General features: G+C 73.6%; 16 protein-coding genes and 2 pseudogenes. 5 read left to right on the forward strand and 13 right to left on the reverse strand.

The genetic code is table 11. The features are described 5' to 3' along the window. From ACKUB9_RS13565 to ACKUB9_RS13585, 5 genes and pseudogenes are all read left to right on the forward strand, one after another. Positions 1–317: pseudogene (locus ACKUB9_RS13565) on the forward strand (cellulose biosynthesis protein BcsN); the annotation flags it as partial. Between the two features lie 129 nt (positions 318–446). Continuing rightward, positions 447–1,352, forward strand: coding sequence for a LysR family transcriptional regulator (locus ACKUB9_RS13570; protein ID WP_407522769.1), 906 nt, complete (start codon positions 447–449; stop codon positions 1,350–1,352). A gap of 145 nt (positions 1,353–1,497) precedes the next feature. Beyond that, positions 1,498–2,862, forward strand: a complete 1,365-nt coding sequence (gene gudD, locus ACKUB9_RS13575) for a glucarate dehydratase (RefSeq protein ID WP_407522771.1) — start codon at positions 1,498–1,500, stop codon at positions 2,860–2,862. A 165-nt stretch (positions 2,863–3,027) separates the two neighbouring features. Further along, positions 3,028–3,795 (forward strand): HpcH/HpaI aldolase family protein, encoded by a 768-nt coding sequence (locus tag ACKUB9_RS13580; protein ID WP_407522773.1) that lies wholly within the window; start codon positions 3,028–3,030, stop codon positions 3,793–3,795. A gap of 42 nt (positions 3,796–3,837) precedes the next feature. Further along, positions 3,838–4,740: a 2-hydroxy-3-oxopropionate reductase gene (locus ACKUB9_RS13585; protein ID WP_407522775.1), complete on the forward strand. Its 903-nt coding sequence runs from the start codon at positions 3,838–3,840 to the stop codon at positions 4,738–4,740. A 153-nt stretch (positions 4,741–4,893) separates the two neighbouring features. On the opposite strand, the gene ACKUB9_RS13590 is transcribed toward ACKUB9_RS13585, so the two are convergent. From ACKUB9_RS13590 to ACKUB9_RS13650, 13 genes and pseudogenes are all read right to left on the reverse strand, one after another. Beyond that, entirely contained in the window at positions 4,894–5,241 is a 348-nt protein-coding gene (locus ACKUB9_RS13590; protein WP_407522777.1) for a hypothetical protein, read from the reverse strand. A 166-nt stretch (positions 5,242–5,407) separates the two neighbouring features. Then, a complete protein-coding gene (locus ACKUB9_RS13595; protein ID WP_407522779.1) occupies positions 5,408–6,253 on the reverse strand; it encodes an alpha/beta hydrolase in 846 nt (281 codons plus the stop codon). Continuing rightward, on the reverse strand, positions 6,253–6,696 hold the full coding sequence (locus ACKUB9_RS13600; RefSeq protein ID WP_407522781.1) for a RidA family protein: 444 nt from the start codon (positions 6,694–6,696) through the stop codon (positions 6,253–6,255). Before ACKUB9_RS13600 ends, ACKUB9_RS13595 begins: the two co-directional genes overlap by 1 nt. Next, positions 6,693–8,279 carry an AMP-binding protein gene (locus ACKUB9_RS13605; RefSeq protein WP_407523131.1) on the reverse strand — a complete coding sequence of 529 codons (1,587 nt, stop codon included), beginning with the start codon at positions 8,277–8,279 and terminating at the stop codon, positions 6,693–6,695. The genes ACKUB9_RS13600 and ACKUB9_RS13605 overlap by 4 nt, the downstream gene beginning before the upstream one ends. 180 nt (positions 8,280–8,459) lie before the next feature. Beyond that, a complete protein-coding gene (locus ACKUB9_RS13610) occupies positions 8,460–9,605 on the reverse strand; it encodes an acyl-CoA dehydrogenase family protein (protein WP_407522783.1) in 1,146 nt (381 codons plus the stop codon). A gap of 1 nt (position 9,606) precedes the next feature. Next, complete coding sequence (locus ACKUB9_RS13615; protein WP_407523133.1) at positions 9,607–10,440, reverse strand: enoyl-CoA hydratase family protein; 834 nt, start codon at positions 10,438–10,440, stop codon at positions 9,607–9,609. Between the two features lie 210 nt (positions 10,441–10,650). Then, a pseudogene (locus ACKUB9_RS13620) lies at positions 10,651–11,004 on the reverse strand (MarR family transcriptional regulator); the annotation flags it as partial. Then, the gene (locus ACKUB9_RS13625) at positions 10,935–11,702 is read right to left on the reverse strand and encodes an SDR family NAD(P)-dependent oxidoreductase (protein WP_407522785.1); all 768 of its coding nucleotides are present in this window, start codon (positions 11,700–11,702) and stop codon (positions 10,935–10,937) included. The pseudogene ACKUB9_RS13620 and the gene ACKUB9_RS13625, both read right to left, overlap by 70 nt. Before the next feature lie 244 nt (positions 11,703–11,946). After that, a complete protein-coding gene (locus ACKUB9_RS13630) occupies positions 11,947–13,203 on the reverse strand; it encodes a flavin-dependent oxidoreductase (protein WP_407522787.1) in 1,257 nt (418 codons plus the stop codon). 4 nt (positions 13,204–13,207) lie between these two features. Further along, entirely contained in the window at positions 13,208–13,666 is a 459-nt protein-coding gene (locus ACKUB9_RS13635) for a cupin domain-containing protein (RefSeq protein WP_407522789.1), read from the reverse strand. 236 nt (positions 13,667–13,902) lie between these two features. Next, a complete protein-coding gene (locus tag ACKUB9_RS13640; protein WP_407522791.1) occupies positions 13,903–14,598 on the reverse strand; it encodes an ABC transporter ATP-binding protein in 696 nt (231 codons plus the stop codon). After that, on the reverse strand, positions 14,598–15,359 hold the full coding sequence (locus tag ACKUB9_RS13645; protein WP_407522793.1) for an ABC transporter ATP-binding protein: 762 nt from the start codon (positions 15,357–15,359) through the stop codon (positions 14,598–14,600). Before ACKUB9_RS13645 ends, ACKUB9_RS13640 begins: the two co-directional genes overlap by 1 nt. Next, positions 15,356–16,381: a branched-chain amino acid ABC transporter permease gene (locus tag ACKUB9_RS13650; RefSeq protein WP_407522795.1), complete on the reverse strand. Its 1,026-nt coding sequence runs from the start codon at positions 16,379–16,381 to the stop codon at positions 15,356–15,358. Before ACKUB9_RS13650 ends, ACKUB9_RS13645 begins: the two co-directional genes overlap by 4 nt. Between the last annotated feature and the right edge of the window lie 2 nt (positions 16,382–16,383).

Genomic DNA, 16,383 nt, shown 5'->3' on the forward strand with positions numbered 1-16,383 from the left:
CGCCTCAGCCGCGCCCGCCCGCCGCGACCCCGCCGCCGCCGGCCGAGACCACCGAGGGGGGACGCCGCTACATCGCGCCGATCGGACCGGCCGCGCCCCCGGCGCCGTCGCCGGCGCCCGTGCCCGTGCCGCCCCCCGGCTCCGAGGCCGCGCCCCCGGGCGGTCCGCAGCGCTTCATCACGGACGGGCTGCCGCAGCCCGTGCCGCCCGCCGGCCAGAACCTGATGCCCCAGCCGGCGCCGGGGCGCACGACGGGCGAGAGCCTCACCCGCGACCTGCCCCCGGAGGCCTACCAGCCGCCGCGCCAGCCGCCCTGAGCGGCCCCGTCCACGACCCCCGGGATTTCCGGACGGAAACCTGCGACATCCGGGAAGCGCCGCCTCGGCGGCGCAGGCTGTATCCGGGAGGCGCCGCCTCGGCGGCGCAGGGCTGCGGGCGAGGCAACGATGCTCGATTTCAACCAGCTCCGCTGCTTCGTCGCGGTGGCCGAGGAACTGCATTTCGGGCGGGCGGCCGCGCGCCTCAACATGACCCAGCCCCCGCTCTCGCGGCAGATCCAGGTGCTGGAGCGCGTCATCGACGCCAAGCTCCTCGACCGCACCAGCCGCTCGGTTCGGCTGACCGCGGCGGGGCGCAGCTTCCTGCCGGAGGCGCAGCGCATCCTGCACCTCGCCGGCGACGCCGCCCACGTCGCCCGCCAGGTGGCGGGCGGGCGCGCCGGGGTGCTCAAGCTCGGCTTCACGGCGGCCTCGGCCTACGACTTCCTGCCCCGCCTCGTCGCCGCCTTCCGGGCGGCGCTGCCCGAGGTGACACTTTCCTTGCGCGAGATGGTGACCCGCGCCCAGATCGAGGGCCTGCTCGCCGGCCGGATCGACGTGGCGCTCCTGCGCCCGCCCGTCGCCCATCCCGACCTGATCGCGGTGCGGGCGCTCGCCGAGCCGCTGGTCGCGGCCCTGCCGGAGGCGCACCCGCTGGCAGACCGCCCCGACCTCGCGCCCGCCGACCTGCACGGGCAGCCCTTCATCGCCTACGCGCCCGACGAGGCGCGCTACTTCCACGACCTCGCGGCGGGGCTCTTCGCCGAGGCGCGGGTGCAGCCCCGGGTGCTGCAGCAGCTGACGCAGATCCACTCGATCCTCGCGCTGGTGCGCGCCGGCCTCGGGCTCGCCCTGGTGCCGCAGGCCGCCGAGCGCCTGCGCTTCGAGGACGTCGCCTTCCGCCCGCTGGTCCTCGCCCGGCCGCGGCCCGCCGAACTCTTCCTCGCGTGGCGGCGGGACCGAAACAACCCGTCCGACGATCCGCTGATCGCGCGCCTCGCGGCGATCGTGCAGGCGATGACCGAGGCGGAATGAAGGGGGGCTGAGTGAGTGGGGAGCGGATCGATGTGTGCTTCGCATCGATCGATGCCGTCTTTGGCTTGGACCGGCATCGTCGGGAGAGGCTAGAACGGTGGGGCAGACGGCGCACGAGACGCGGTCGCGACTCCGGGAGAGCGCCATGCTGGCCGAATCCATCGACCCCTCCGCGCGCGGCCTCTCGCGCACCCCCACGATCACCGGGCTGCGAGTGGTGCCGGTCGCCGGCCGGGACAGCATGCTGCTGAACCTCAGCGGCGCGCACGGCCCCTTCTTCACGCGCAACCTCGTGGCGCTGACGGACTCGACCGGCGCCACCGGGCTCGGCGAGGTGCCGGGGGGCGAGAGCATCCGCCGGACGCTGGAAGAAGCCCGCGACCTCGTGGTCGGGCAGCCGATCGGCGCCTGGAACCGGGTGCTCGGCGCCATACGCACCCGCTTCGCCGACCGCGATGCCGGGGGGCGGGGCCTCCAGACCTTCGACCTGCGCGTCACCATCCACGCGGTGGCGGCGCTCGAATCCGCCTTCCTCGACCTCCTCGGCCAGTTCCTCGACGTGCCGGCGGCCGGGCTCCTGGGCGAGGGCCAGCAGCGCGACGCGGTCGAGATGCTGGGCTACCTGTTCTATGTCGGCGACCGCCGCCGGACGAGCCTGCCGTACCGCGAGCCCGAGGCGGCGGACGGCTGGCGGCGCCTGCGCGACGAGGAGGCGCTGACGCCCGACGCCATCGTGCGCCTCGCGGAGGCGGCGCATGCGGCCTACGGCTTCAACGACTTCAAGCTCAAGGGCGGGGTGCTGCCGGGCGAAGAAGAAATCGCCGCCGTCACGGCGATCCACGCGCGCTTCCCGCAGGCCCGCGTGACCCTCGACCCGAACGGGGCGTGGTCGCTCGCCGAGGCGATCCGCCTCTGCCGGGGGCAGGGGCACGTGCTCGCCTACGCGGAGGATCCGTGCGGCGCGGAGGCCGGTTTTTCGGGCCGCGAGATCATGGCCGAGTTCCGGCGCGCCACCGGCCTGCCGACCGCCACCAACATGGTGGCCACCGACTGGCGCCAGATGATCCACGCGCTCCAGCTCGGCGCCGTCGACATCCCGCTCGCCGACCCGCATTTCTGGACCCTGTCGGGGGCGGTGCGCGTGGCCCAGACCTGCCGCGACCACGGCCTCGCCTGGGGCTCGCATTCGAACAACCACTTCGACGTGTCGCTGGCGATGTTCACCCACGTGGCGGCGGCCGCCCCCGGGCGGGTCACGGCCATCGACACCCACTGGATCTGGCAGGACGGCCAGCGCCTGACGAAGGAGCCGCTCAAGATCCGCGGCGGCCTCGTGCGGGTGCCGGACCGGCCGGGGCTCGGCATCGAGATCGACTGGGACGCGGTCGAGGCCGCCCACGCCCTCTACCAGCGCCACGGGCTCGGCGCGCGCGACGACGCCGCGGCGATGCAGTCGCTCATCCCCGGCTGGACCTTCGATCCCAAGCGCCCCTGCCTGGTCCGTCCCTGAGACCGGAACCCCTCGATCGGAGCGGCTCCCGTCTTCGCGCGCCCACGCGGCGGAACCGCCGCTCCGAACGTCCGAGCAAGAAACCGGATCCGCCATCCCGAAGGGATCACTTGGATTTGGTATGACTGATCCACCGACACCCTGAAACGCCTGGAGACGAGGACGATGGACATCCTGACGAACCGCTTCAAGGCCGGCCTGGTCGAAGGCCGCCAGCAGATCGGGCTCTGGACCAGCCTGGGAAGCCCGATCTCCACCGAGGTGGTGGCGGGCGCGGGCTTCGACTGGCTGCTCATCGACATGGAGCACTCGCCCAACGACCTGCGCGACATCTACGGCCAGATCCAGGCGATGGGCGAGGGGACGGCGCGGCCCGTCGTGCGGGTGCCGAGCGACGATCCGGTCCTCATCAAGCGCGTCCTCGACACCGGCGCGCAGTCGCTGATGATCCCCAACGTCGAGGATGCCGACCAGGCCCGCCGCGTCGTGGCGGCGACCCGCTACGCCCCGGCGGGCATCCGCGGTTTTTCGCAGGCCCCACGGGCGGCCCGCTTCGGCCGCATCCCGGACTACCACGTCCGGGCGAACGCCGAGATCTGCGTCCTCGTGCAGGTCGAATCCCGCCGCGCCCTCGACAACCTGGAGACGGTCGCCGAGGTGGAGGGCGTCGACGGCGTCTTCATCGGACCCGGCGACCTCTCGGCGAGCCTGGGCTTTCTCGGCCAGCAGAACCACCCGGAGGTGGTGCGCACCATCGAGGAGGCGGTCGCCCGCATCGGGCGCGCCGGCAAGGCGGCCGGCATCCTCACCCCCAGCGAAGAGCTGGCGCGGCGCTACATCGCGGCCGGCACCCGCTTCACCGCGGTCGGCTCGGATCTGGGGCTGCTCGCCCGCAGCGCCGAGGCGCTGGCCGCCCGCTTCCGCGGGGCGTGAGGCCGCCGCAGACAGGCTGAGAGCAGGACCGAGGAGGACAGCATGCAGGTCGGTTTCATCGGGCTCGGCATCATGGGCGCTCCCATGGCCGGACACCTCATCGCGGGGGGCCACAGCCTCTTCCTCAAGAGCCGCCGCGCGGTGCCGGACGCCCTGCTGGCGGCCGGCGGCACCGCCTGCGCCAGCGCCGCGGAGGTGGCCGAGCGCTCCGAGGTGGTGGTGCTGATGCTGCCCGACACCCCGGACGTCGAGGCGGTGCTGTTCGGCGAGGGCGGCGTCGCGGCGGGGCTGGCGGCCGGCAAGACCGGCTCCTCGGCCGGCAAGACCGTGATCGACATGAGCTCGATCTCGCCCATCGCCACCAAGGACTTCGCCGGCCGCATCCGCGACCTCGGCTGCGACTACCTCGACGCGCCGGTCTCCGGCGGCGAGGTGGGGGCGAAGAACGCCGCGCTCTCGATCATGGTCGGCGGCCCGGAGGCCGCCTTCGCCCGCGCCGAGCCGCTGTTTCGCCTGATGGGCAAGACCATCACGCATGTGGGCGAGAGCGGCGCCGGGCAGGTGGCGAAGGTCGCCAACCAGATCATCGTGGCCCTCACCATCGAGGCCGTGGCCGAGGGGCTGCTCTTCGCCGCCAAGGCCGGCGCCGACCCGGCGAAGGTGCGTCAGGCCATCACCGGAGGGCTCGCCACCTCGCGGATCCTCGAACTGCACGGGGAGCGCATGATCGCGCGCCGCTTCGAGCCCGGCTTCCGGATCGCGCTGCACCAGAAGGACCTCAACCTCGCGCTCGAGGGCGCCCGCAGCCTCGGCCTCAGCCTGCCGGCGACGGCCCTGGCCCAGCAGCTCTTCTCGTCCTGCGTGGCCAACGGGCTCGGGGGCGCGGACCACTCGGCGCTGGTGCGCGCGCTGGAGATCGCGGGCAACCATCAGGTCGCGGACTGACGCCGGCACGGCGCGCGCATCGAAGCCGGCGGTGCCTGTGAGGTCCCGGCCGGCTTCGTCACGCAGGCGGGATTCGCGCGCCATCGGCCGGAGCCGATGCAGCGGCTTAGAGCGGTGCCGTCACGCCGGTCCGCTCGGGCGCTCGCCCTCCCTTCAGCGTGCCTCCACGGCCGCGATGCGGTCGCTCAAGCGCTCCAGACGCTCGTCGAGCAAAGTGTCCCGGTGGGCGAGGGATCCCATCAACTCCACCTTGATCGTCAATTCGAGATCGTCCTTCACCTCCGAGAAGCGCCGGTCCAGATGGTCGATCCGGCGGTCGAGCCTGCGCGTGAACTCGGTCAGGCTGAGCAGCAAGGCTCGATGATCGCGCAGCTCCGTTCGGATCTCGCGAAGGATGGCGAGGGTCAGATCCGGCGTGCTCTCGGTCATGCGCTCCTCGGCTCTCTCCAGAGCATCATCCGACGATGTGGATACCGGCTCGTCATCGAGCCGCACGAGCATAGCGCGGGCGACCTCCTCCTGCACGTCCGGGGAAGAGGCGAGTGCGCCAGGATGGCGGTGGCGCGCAGCCGTGCCGTCTCGGGCGGACCCCGAGCCCGCCGGGCTGGCAGGAACGATCCCCGCCGGCGCCGCCTCGGCGTGGCTGCGTCGGCGCGCCCGGCCGCGTTCAGCCGCCCACCAGCGCCCGGGTCAGCACGCTGTCCGGATCGGCCAGAGGGTCGATGACGGTGAGATGGTGACGGCCCGCCGCCTCGAACGCCTCGGTGCGGGCGCCGAGCCCGTGCCAGATCGCCGGCAGCAGCGCGCTCTGCCGCCGGAATTCCGGCAATTCCTCCGCCCCCGCCACCGCGATGAGCCGGCTGCCCGGGCGAGGCTCGCGCAGGGCCGGGCTCTCGGCCCGCGCCTCCGCGGGATCGAGCTGCAGGACCGCGTTCAGGCCGGTGCCGAGGAGCGGGCGCAGGTCGTGGACGCCGCTGATCGAGACCACCCGCTCGATCCGCGCGGCGCAGGCGAGCGCCACGTCCGGGCACAGCATCCGGGTGACGAGGTGGCCGCCCGCCGAATGGCCGGCGAGGCGGATCGGCCCGGCCACCTCGGCGCCGGCCCGGTCGAGGAAGGCGGCGATCTCGCCGGTGATCGCCGCGATGCGGGCTGCCGGGCACAGGGTGTAGCTCGGGATGGCGACCGCGTGGCCGTGGGCCAGGGCGCCGGCGGCGAGATGCGACCAGACCGAGCGGTCGAAGGCCTTCCAGTAGCCGCCATGGACGTAGACCGCGAGGCCGGCCGGCTCGCCCTCCGGCAGGAAGAGGTCGTAGGCGTGGCGCTCCCCCGCGCCATAGGGGAGCCCGAGCCGCGCCCGGCCCGCAGCCGCGCGCTCCGCCCGGAATGCCGCGGCGGCCGCGCTCCAGCGCGGCGGATACGACGCGGCGTCCGGAATCGCGCCGAGATTGTCGTAGGCGCGGTCGGGATCGCCCAGCGGGCCGCCGGCAATCCAGGAGGATCCGGCCCGCATCAGGGGGCGTCGGGGATGATCGCGGTGGCCTCGATCTCGACCAGCGCGCCGGGCTCGACCAAGTCGGCGACGCCGACCAGGGCCATGGCCGGGTAGTGCCGGCCCATCACCCGGCGGTAGACCGGCCCCAGCTCGGCCAGCGAGTCCCGGTAGGTCGCGACGCTGCGCACGTACCAAGTCAGGCGGGCGACGTGCTCCGGGCCGCCGCCGGCCTCGGCCACCACGGCCAGGACGTTGCGCAGGGTCTGCTCGACCTGCGCCACGAAGCCCTCGGCCAGAACCTCGTCCTCGCTCCAGCCGATCAGGCCGCCGGTCATCACCACGGTGCCGCGGCCGGCCACGCCGTTGGCGTAGCCCTTGGGCTTGCGCCAGCCCGAGGGCTGGAGGATCGCGAGGCCGCTCGGTTCGGCCTGCGGGTGGAAGGGTACGGCGCTGGCGGTCACGGGGTGTCTCCCTGTTGGGCGGCGGCCTCCGCCTCGGCCTGCCGGCGCAGGGCGAAGCGTTGCAGCTTGCCGGATTCGGTCTTGGGCAGGGCCGGCACGAAGCGCACCACCCGCGGGTACTTGTAGGGCGCGAGGTCCTGCTTGACGTGGTCCTGCAACGCCTTCGCCAGGGCGGCGTCGCCGGCGAATCCGGGGTTCGGCACCACGTAGGCGGCGACGATGCGGCCGCGCTCCGGGCAGGGTGCGGCGACCACGCCCACCTCCGCCACCGCCGGGTGGGCGAGCAGGCTCGCCTCCACCTCCGGCCCGGCGATGTTGTAGCCGGCCGAGACGATCATGTCGTCGTTGCGGGCCTGGAACCAGAAGTAGCCGTCCTCGTCCTGCAGGTAGGTGTCGCCGGTGATGTTCCAGCCGTCCTGCACGTAGGCCGCCTGGCGCTCGTCGGCGAGGTAGCGGCAGCCGATCGGCCCGCGCACCGCGAGGCGCCCCGGCACCCCGGGCGGGCAGGGCCGGCCCTCGGGGTCGATCACCCGGGCCTCGTAGCCCGGCACCGGCTTGCCGGTGGCCCCCGGCCGGATCTCCTCCTCGCGGGCGGCGATGAAGATGTGCAGCAGCTCGGTGGCGCCGATGCCGTCCATCAGCGTGAGGCCGGTGGCCTTCGCCCAGGCGTGGAAGGTCGGGGTCGGCAGGGCCTCGCCGGCCGAGACGCATTTGCGCAGGGACGACAGGTCGTGCTGGCCCAGGAGGCCCAGCATCGCCCGGTAGGCGGTCGGGGCCGTGAACACGACGGTGGCGCGGTGGCGGGCGATCGCCGCGGCGAGGTCCGGCGGGCCGGCTTTCTCCAGCAGCACCGTGCGGGCGCCGATCCGCAGCGGAAAGAGCACCAGGCCGCCGAGGCCGAACGTGAAGGCGAGGGGCGGCGAGCCGATGAACACGTCGTCCTCGCCCGCCCGCAGCACCTCGCGGCCGTAGGCGTCGCAGACCACCAGGAGGTCGCGCTGGTAGTGGATCGTCGCCTTCGGCAGGCCGGTGGTCCCCGACGTGAAGCCGAGCAGGCAGGGATCGTCCGCCCGGGTCGGCGGGGGATCGAAGCGGTCCTCCGCCTGCGCCAGGAGGTCGCCGAGCGCGCCGCCCGCGGTGCCCCGCCACGTGACCACGCGCACGGGCGCCGCGCGCCCGGCCGCGGCTTTGTCCATCTCGTCGATCAGCCCGGCGTCGCACAGGGCGAGAGGGATCCGGGCCTTGTCGAGGATCTGGGTCAGCTCACGCGCCCGGAGCAGCGGCATCGTCGCCACCACGACCCCGCCCGCCTTGATGATGGCGAGGGTGAGCGCGACCATGGTCGGGTTGTTGGCCGAGCGCAGCAGCACCCGCCCGCCCGGAACGAGGCCGAGCCGGTCGACCAAGACATTCGCCATCCGGTCGATCATCCGCTTCAGCGCGGCGTAGGTCCAGCTGACCTCCGGCCCGATCAGCGCCACCCGGTCGCCGCGCCCCGCCGCGACGTGCCGGTCGACCAGCTCGACGGTCGCGTTCAGCTGCTCCGGGTAGCCGAACCGGTCGAGGTTGATGAGGTCCGGCATGCGGTGCGGCGGCGGCAGGTTGTCCCGCACGAAGCCGTCGACCTGACGGGGGCGAGGGGCGGTCCCCTCGCAGCGCGCATCCTCGCCGACGCGAGGAACGGCCTCGCCGACGCGAGGAGCGGCCTTGGGCGATGGGGTCGCGAGGGTGTCCGGCACGGCAACCTCCGTTGGAAAGCGGTTTCAGGCGAGGATCTGGCGGGCGATGACGAGCTTCTGGACCTCGGTGGCGCCCTCGTAGATCCGCAGCGCCCGGATCTCGCGGTAGAGCGTCTCCGGCACCGAGCCGGAGCGGACGCCCTCGCCCCCGTGGAGCTGCACCGCCCGGTCGATCACGTCCTGTGCGCCCTCCGTCGCCACCATCTTGGCCATCGCGGCCTCGCGGGTGATGCGGGGCGCGCCGGCATCGCGGGTCCAGGCGGCGCGGTAGACGTGGAGGGCGGCCGTATCGATGGCGGTCGCCATCTCGGCGAGGCTGGTCTGGGTCAGCTGCATCGCGGCGAGCGGCGCCCCGAACAGGTGTCGCGTGCGCGCCCGGTCCAGGGCCGCGTCGAGGGCGCGGCGGGCGAAGCCGAGGGCCGCGGCGCCGACCGTGGCGCGGAAGACGTCGAGCGTCGCCATCGCCACCTTGAAGCCGGCCCCGGCCTCGCCGATGCGGTTCTCCGCCGGCACGCGGCAATCGGCGAAGCGCAGCCGCGCCAGCGGGTGGGGCGCGATGGTGTCGAGGCGTTCCGCCACCGCGAGGCCGGGCGTGTCCGCCGGCACCAGATAGGCCGAGAGGCCGCGCGCCCCCGGCCCCTCGCCGGTGCGGGCGAAGACGACGTAGTGGTCGGCGATGCCGCCGTTCGAGATCCAGGTCTTCTCGCCGTCGAGCCGCACCGTGCCGTCGGGCATCGGCGTCGCCGCGAGCGCGATCTGCGCCACGTCCGAGCCGGCCTCCGGCTCGGTCAGCGCGAAGGCGGCGATGCGGCGCCCGGCCCTCACCCCGGGCAGCACCGCCGCGCGCTGGGCCGGCGTGCCGGCGAGCGTCACCGCCCCGGTGCCGAGCCCCTGCATGGCGAAGGCGAAGTCGGCGAGGCCGTCGTGCCGGGCGAAGGTCTCGCGCAGCAGGCACAGCGCCCGCACGTCGAAGCGCCCGTCCTCCGGCGCCGCGTAGGCGAGGAAGCCGGCCTCGCCCAGGGCCGCGACGAGGCGCCGGCAGGAGCCGTCGACGTCGTGATGATCGACGAGGCCCGGCACCGTGCGGGCGGCCCAGGAATCGGCTTCCTCGGCGAGGTCGCGGTGGCGCGGCGCGAGGAAGGGCCAGTCGAGGAAGCTCCGGTCCGGCATCTCAGTCGCCCTCGAAGACCGGCTTCGCCTTGGCGGCGAAGGCCTCGAAGGCGCGGCGGAAATCCTGCGTCTTCATGCACAGCGCCTGGGCCACCGCCTCGGCGTCGATGGCGGCGTCGACCCCCATCGCCCATTCCATGTGCAGCATCCGCTTGGTCAGGCCGTTGGCGTAGGCGGGGCCCTGCACCAGGGCGCGGGCCGTCTCCCGGGCCGCCCCCAGGGCCTCGCCGGCCGGCACGAGGCGGTTGAAGAAGCCCCAGCGCTCGCCCTCCTCGGCGCCCATGAAGCGGCCGGTGTAGAGGAGGTCCGAGGCCCGGCCCTGGCCGATGAGCCGGGGCAGGATCGCGCAGGCGCCCATGTCGCAGCCGGCCAAGCCCACCCGGTTGAACAGGAACGCCACCTTGGCCCCGGTCCCCGCCACGCGCAGGTCGGAGGCCATGGCGATGATCGCGCCTGCCCCCGCGCAGATCCCCTCGACCGCGGCCACGATCGGCTGCGGGCAGGCCCGCATCTCCTTCACGAGGTCGCCGGTCATCGTCGTGAAGGCGTGCAGGTCGGCGGCCCCCATCGTCGTCAGCGGCTCGATGATCTCGAACACGTCGCCGCCGCTGGAGAAATTGCCGCCCGCGCCGGTGATCACCACCGCCGTCACGCTCTCCTCGAAACGCAGCGCCCGGAAGGTGTCGCGCAGTTCCGCGTAGCTCTCGAAGGTGAGCGGGTTCTTCTTCTCCGGCCGGTTCAGGGTCACGGTCGCGATGCCGTCCTCAATCGCGAAACCGAAATGCTGCGGCGTGAAGCGGCCGAGCGGGGCCGCGATGGCGTTCTGGCGCCTCATGGTGCCTCCCTGTCGTGTCTGTCTCGGTGTCGCGGGGCCGCCGCCCGGCCGCACCGAGGCCTTGAGGGCGGAGAGCTGGGCCGACAGCGCCTCCTGCTCGGCCGGGCCGAGGGCGCCGACCAGTTCGCCGATCCAGTCGGCATGGGCCCGGGCCATCTCGGCGAAGACGGTGCGCCCCTGCGCGGTCAGGCTCACCCGCACCGCCCGGCGGTCGGATTCGGAGACCTGGCGGTCGATCAGCTCCTCCTGCGCCAGCCGCTCGACGAGACCCGTGACGTTGCCGTTCGAGACCATCATCCGGCGCGACAATTCGCCGAGCAGGATGCCGTCCGGGGCGCGGTCGAGCTGAGCCATCAGGTCGAAGCGGGGCAGGGTGGTGTTGAAGCGGTCGCGCAGGCGCCGGCGGAGCTCCGCCTCGATGGTGTTGGCGGTGGTGAGCAGGCGCAGCCACAGCCGCAGCTCGCTGCGGTGGCCGGGTGTTTCCGCCGGGGCGTTCACAGCTCGCCTCCCGCCACCGCGATCGCCTGGCCGGTGACGGCGCCGGCCCCCGGACCCGCGAGCCACAGCACGGCGTCGGCGACCTCCTCGGGCCGGATCAGGCGGCCCAGCGGGTTGTGCCGGGTGAACTCCGCCAGGAGTTCGCCGCGGTCCCGGCCGGTCTTGGCTTCGAGCCCGTCGATGGCGTGGCCGACGAGGTCGGTGTCGGTGAAGCCGGGGCAGACCGCGTTGACGGTGATGCCGGTCGGGGCGAGTTCGAGGGCGAGCGCCCGGGTCAGTCCCACGGCCGCGTGCTTGGCGGCGCAGTAGGCGCCGACATAGGCGTAGCCCTTGAGGCCGGCGGTGGAGGCCACGGTGACGATCCGCCCTCCGCCATTCGCCTTCATGCCCGGGACGACGGTCCGGGCCGCGACCAGCACCGGCTCGAGGTTGAGCGCCATCATCCGGCGTAAGGTGTCGACGTCGCTGCGGGCGAGCGGCGCGGTCTCGGCGCCGCCGGCATTGTTGACCAGCACCTCGACCGGCCCGGCCCGCTCCGCGGCGTCCGCCAGCGCCCGTTCCAGCGCTGCCGCGTCGGTGACGTCGGCCGCGACGGCGTGGGCCGCTCCGAGTTCGGCCTGCGCGCGCGCCGCGCTCTCCGGCGTGCGGCCGAGCAGGGTCACCCGCTCCCCGGCCGCCACGAAACCCGCCGCGATGGCCCGCCCGATGCCGCGGGCGGCGCCGGTGACGAGGACGTGCCGGGGAGGGGGAGGGGTGTTGGACATGGATATTTCAACCTTAAAGGATTTGGGCGCACCTCTCCTCTCCCCGCGGGCGGGGAGAGGGTCGCGTCCCCGTTCAGGGGATGCGACAAGCCCGAAGGGCGAGGGTGAGGGGGTGTTCCCGGAGGAGCCATATTCGGCACCTCCCCCTCACCTTCGGCTGCCGCCTCGCTTTGGTGACGACAAGGTCACCAAAGCCCTCTCCCCGCCCGCGGGGAGAGGAGAACGGCTCACGGCGCGGCGTGACTCACACCGCCACCCGGAGCGGACTCACCTTTCCCGCCACCGCGAACCCCGCCTTGCCGGCGTAGCCGCTGACGATCGCCTGGCGCTCGGCGTGGCTCAAAACATCCTCGATGCGCGCGAACCCCGCGGGCGCCCGCTTCTCGACCTCGTCGATCACCCGCTCCGGCCCGCCCTTGCGGTTGAGGAGCACGATCTCGGCGGTCTTCGGCCGGCGCTCGGCCTCGTAGGCGTGGAGCGCCTGCATCGGGTGCTCGGCCCGGGCGAGCGCATCGCCGAGCGCCCGCGCGTCGAGGATGGCCTGCGAGGCCCCGTTCGAGCCGACCGGGTACATCGGGTGGGCGGCATCGCCGAGCAGCGTCACCCGGCCGTGGGTCCAGCGCGGCAGAGGATCGCGGTCGCACATCGGGTACTCGAAGATCTGCGGCGTCGCCTCGACCAGCGCCGCGAGGTCGAAATCCGGCAGGGCGAAGCGCTTCGCGTAGGGCAGCACCTGCGCGCGGTGGGCGGGCCGCGACCAGCTCTCCTTCGGGGGCGGCGAGACACGCCCGTCCGCCATCTTCACGAACACCACCCAGTTCATCAGCTGGCGCTCGCCCTCCGCCGCGGCGATCGGGTAGAGGACGCATTTCGCGCCCATGCCGCCGCCGATCGCCATGGTGCGGCCGTCGCCCCAGGGCGCCCACTCGGTGGCGCCGCGCCACATCAGCACGCCGTCCCAGCGCGGCGGGCCCTCGTCCGGGAAGAAGCGGCGGCGCACGACCGAGTGGATGCCGTCGCAGGCGATCAGCGCGTCGCCCCGCATCGTGCGGCCGGCCTCGCCCTTCAGCGAATCGGTGAAGTGGGCAGTGACCCCGCCCTCGTCCTGCAGGAAGCCGGCGAGGGCCAGGCCGGTGCGCACGGCGTCCGGCCCGAGGCGCTCGCGCACCGCCTCGTGGAGGACGGCCTGCAGGCGCCCGCGATGGATCGAGAATTGCGGCACCGGGTGCCCGGCCTCGATCCCGCGCGGCTCGCGCCACACCTCCTGGCCCTGGCGGTTGAAGTAGGCCAGCTCCCGGGTGCGGATCGCCACCCGGTCGAGGGCCGGCAGCAGGCCGAGCTCGGCCAGTTCGCCGATCGCGTGCGGCAGGGTGTTGATGCCGACGCCGATCTCGCGCACCTCCGCGGCCTGCTCGACGATCTCGGCGCGGATGCCGCGCCGGTGGAGCATCAGGGCGGTGGCGAGCCCGCCGATGCCGGCGCCGACGATGATGACGCGCATCGCCTCACTCCGCGTCCGGGGGTGGCAGGAAGTCGACCTCGTGCTTGGCCGAGACCGCCACCACGTCGGCGGGATCGGCCTGCGGCCCGAGATTGTGCAGGGCCCAGAACAGGTCGTAGAGGCGGCGCGCCGGCGAGACCCAGAAGAGGCACTTCACCTCCGCGTCCGAGCGGTTGAACAGGCCGTGCGGCTGGCCGCGCGGCAGCCGGATGGTGTCGCCGGGTTCCGCCACGCTCTCCTGCCCGTCGAGGACGGCGGTGAGCCGGCCCTGCAGGATGTACAGGAACTCGTCCTGCATCGGGTGGATGTGCGGCGGCACGAAGGTGCCCGGCGGGAAGGTGGCGTGCCAGGACAGCGAGCTCTCGGAGAGCTGCTTGGGGATGTAGATCTGCCCGAGGATGTTCCAGCGGACGCCCTCGATGCCCTCACCGGCGCGGGTGATGCCTGCGGTCATGGGGGTCATGGACGAACTCCTTCACGAGATCTGGACCGATGGTTGCCGCATATTCCCCCTCCCCCTCTGCGGGGGAGGGTGACCCCTGCGTCAGCAGGGGGCGGGAGAGGGGACGCCGCTTCCGGAAGGGTCGCGACCCTTCTGAAGGGCGGCCCACTGGATCAGCGTCGCGCTGCCCCTCTCCCGGCCCGCTCCGCAGGCCACCCTCCCCCGCAGAGGGGGGAGGGTTGGGCGGTGCGAATCCTTCACACATGAAGGAACCGGTCCTTCACCTCCGGCGCCTGCCGGAGCGCCGCGCTGGTGCCGGTCCAGACCACGCGGCCCTTCTCGATCACCACGTGGCGGTCGGCGAAGCGGGCCAGCGCGTCGACGTTCTTGTCGATCACCAAGATCGCCTCGCCCGCGTCCTTGATCGCCCGCAGGCAGGCCCAGATCTCCTCGCGGATCAGCGGCGCCAGCCCTTCCGTGGCCTCGTCGAGGACGACGAGGCGCGGGTTGGTCATCAAGGCGCGCCCGATCGCCAGCATCTGCTGCTCGCCGCCCGAGAGCTGGTCGCCGCCGTTGCGCCGCCGCTCCTTCAGGCGCGGAAAGAGCCGGTAGACCGCCTCCAGACTCCACTTCGCCCCCCGCCCGCCGCGATGGGTGGCGATCAGGTTCTCCTCGACCGAGAGGGTCGGGAAGACCTGCCGGCCCTCCGGCACGAGCCCCAGGCCCCGGCGGGCGACGAGGTGCGAGGGCCGTCCGGCCATGTCCTCGCCGTCGATCAGGATCCGGCCGGCCCGGGGCTTCAGGAGGCCGAAGATCGACTTCACGGTGGTGGTCTTGCCCATGCCGTTGCGGCCGAGCAGCGTCACCACCTCGCCCTTGGCGACCGCGAGGTCGATCCCGAACAGGATGCGGGAATCGCCGTAGGCGCTCTCCAGGCCCTCGACCCTGAGCATCAGGCCGCCTCCTCCTCGCCCAGATAGGCGGCGCGCACCGCAGGGTCCGACCGGACCGCGGCGGGCGGCCCGCTGGCGATGACCCGGCCGTAGACCAGCACGCTCATCCGGTCGGCGAGCGCGAACACCGCCTCCACGTCGTGCTCGATCAGCACGATGGTGTGGGTCGCCTTCAGGTCGCGCATCAGCCCGACTAGGATCGCGGATTCCTCCGGGCCGGTGCCGGCCAGCGGCTCGTCGAGCAGGAGCAGGCGGGCGCCGGTGGCGAGCGCCACCGCGAGTTCGAGCTGGCGCTTCTCGCCGTGCGAGAGACTGCCGGCCCGCCGCCCGGCCCGGTCGGCGAGGCCGACGCGGGCGAGCGCGGCCATCGCCTCCGCGTTGAGGCCCGCCTCGTCCGCCGCCGGGCGCAGGAAGCGGAAGCTCGAACCGGAGCGGGCCTGCACGGCGAGCGCCACGTTCTCCAGCACCGAAAAGCCGTCGAGGATCGAGGTGATCTGGAACGAGCGGGCCAGCCCCCGGCGCACCCGCGCGACCATCGACAGCCGCGTGATGTTCTCGCCCGCGAGGTGCACGGTGCCGGAATCGCTCGGCAGGCTGCCGGAGAGCTGGTGGATCAGCGTCGTCTTGCCGGCGCCGTTGGGGCCGATGATGGCGTGCAGCTCGCCCGCCGCGACGTCGAGGCTGACGTCGTCGGTGACCTTGAGCGCCCCGTAGGCCTTGCGCAGGGAGCGCACCGACAGGAGGGGGGGTTGGGGGGTCATGCGCGCCTCCCCGTCAGCCGGGCGGCGAGGCCGGCGAGGCCGCCGCGGGAGAGCAGCACCACCAGCACCAGCATCAGCCCGAGGCCGAGGCGCCAGTGCTCGGAGTAGTGCGTCAGCACCTCCTCGAGGGCGATCAGCGCCGCCGCCCCGACGACCGGCCCGACGAGGGTGCCCATGCCGCCGAGCACCACCATGACGATCAGCTCGCCCGAGCGCTGCCAGCTCATGTAGGCCGGCGAGACGAACTCGGCCTGGTTGGCGAGCAGCACCCCGGCGAGGCCCGCGATGGCGCCCGCGATGACGTAGGCGGTCAGCCGGAAGGGCAGGGGCGAGAAGCCGATCGCCTGCATCCGCACGGCGTTGTCGCGGCTGCCGCGCAGCACCCGGCCGAAGCGCGAGGCGACGACGCGGCGCAGGGCCAGGAGCGCGACGGCGAGCACCGCCAGCACGCAATAGAACAGCGCCGGGTCGCCCTCGATCAGCCGCATCCCGAACAGGGTCGAGCGGCCCGGGAGCGGCAGCCCGTCGTCGCCGCCGTAGGCGGCGAGCGAGACCATGAAGAAGTACGCCATCTGCCCGAAGGCGAGCGTGATCATGATGAAGTAGACGCCGCGGGTGCGTAAGCTGATCGCCCCGGTGGCGAGGGCGAACAGCGCGCACACGCACGCCGCCACCGGCGCCTGGATCGCGAGGTCGCGGATGCCGTGCGCGTCGAGGATGCCGACCGCGTAGGCGCCGAGCCCGATGAAGGCGGCGTGCCCGAACGAGACCAGGGCGCCGTAGCCGAGGACGAGGTCGAGGGAGAGCGCGGCGAGCCCGAAGATCATCATCCGGGTCGCGGTGACGACCAGGAAGGGCAGGCCGGCGGCCTCGGCCAGGGGCGGCAGCGCGGCGAGGGCGGCCAGCACCAGCCCGGCGACCGCGACGCCCGGGAGGCCGGCGGCGCGCCGCCGCTTCGGCTCGGCGGCCACGCGGGCGGTCAGCGCGGGGGTGAGGGCAGGGGTGAGGGAAGGGGCGTTCATCG

The organism is Methylobacterium oryzisoli (genome assembly GCF_046557895.1).
GTDB lineage: Bacteria > Pseudomonadota > Alphaproteobacteria > Rhizobiales > Beijerinckiaceae > Methylobacterium > Methylobacterium oryzisoli.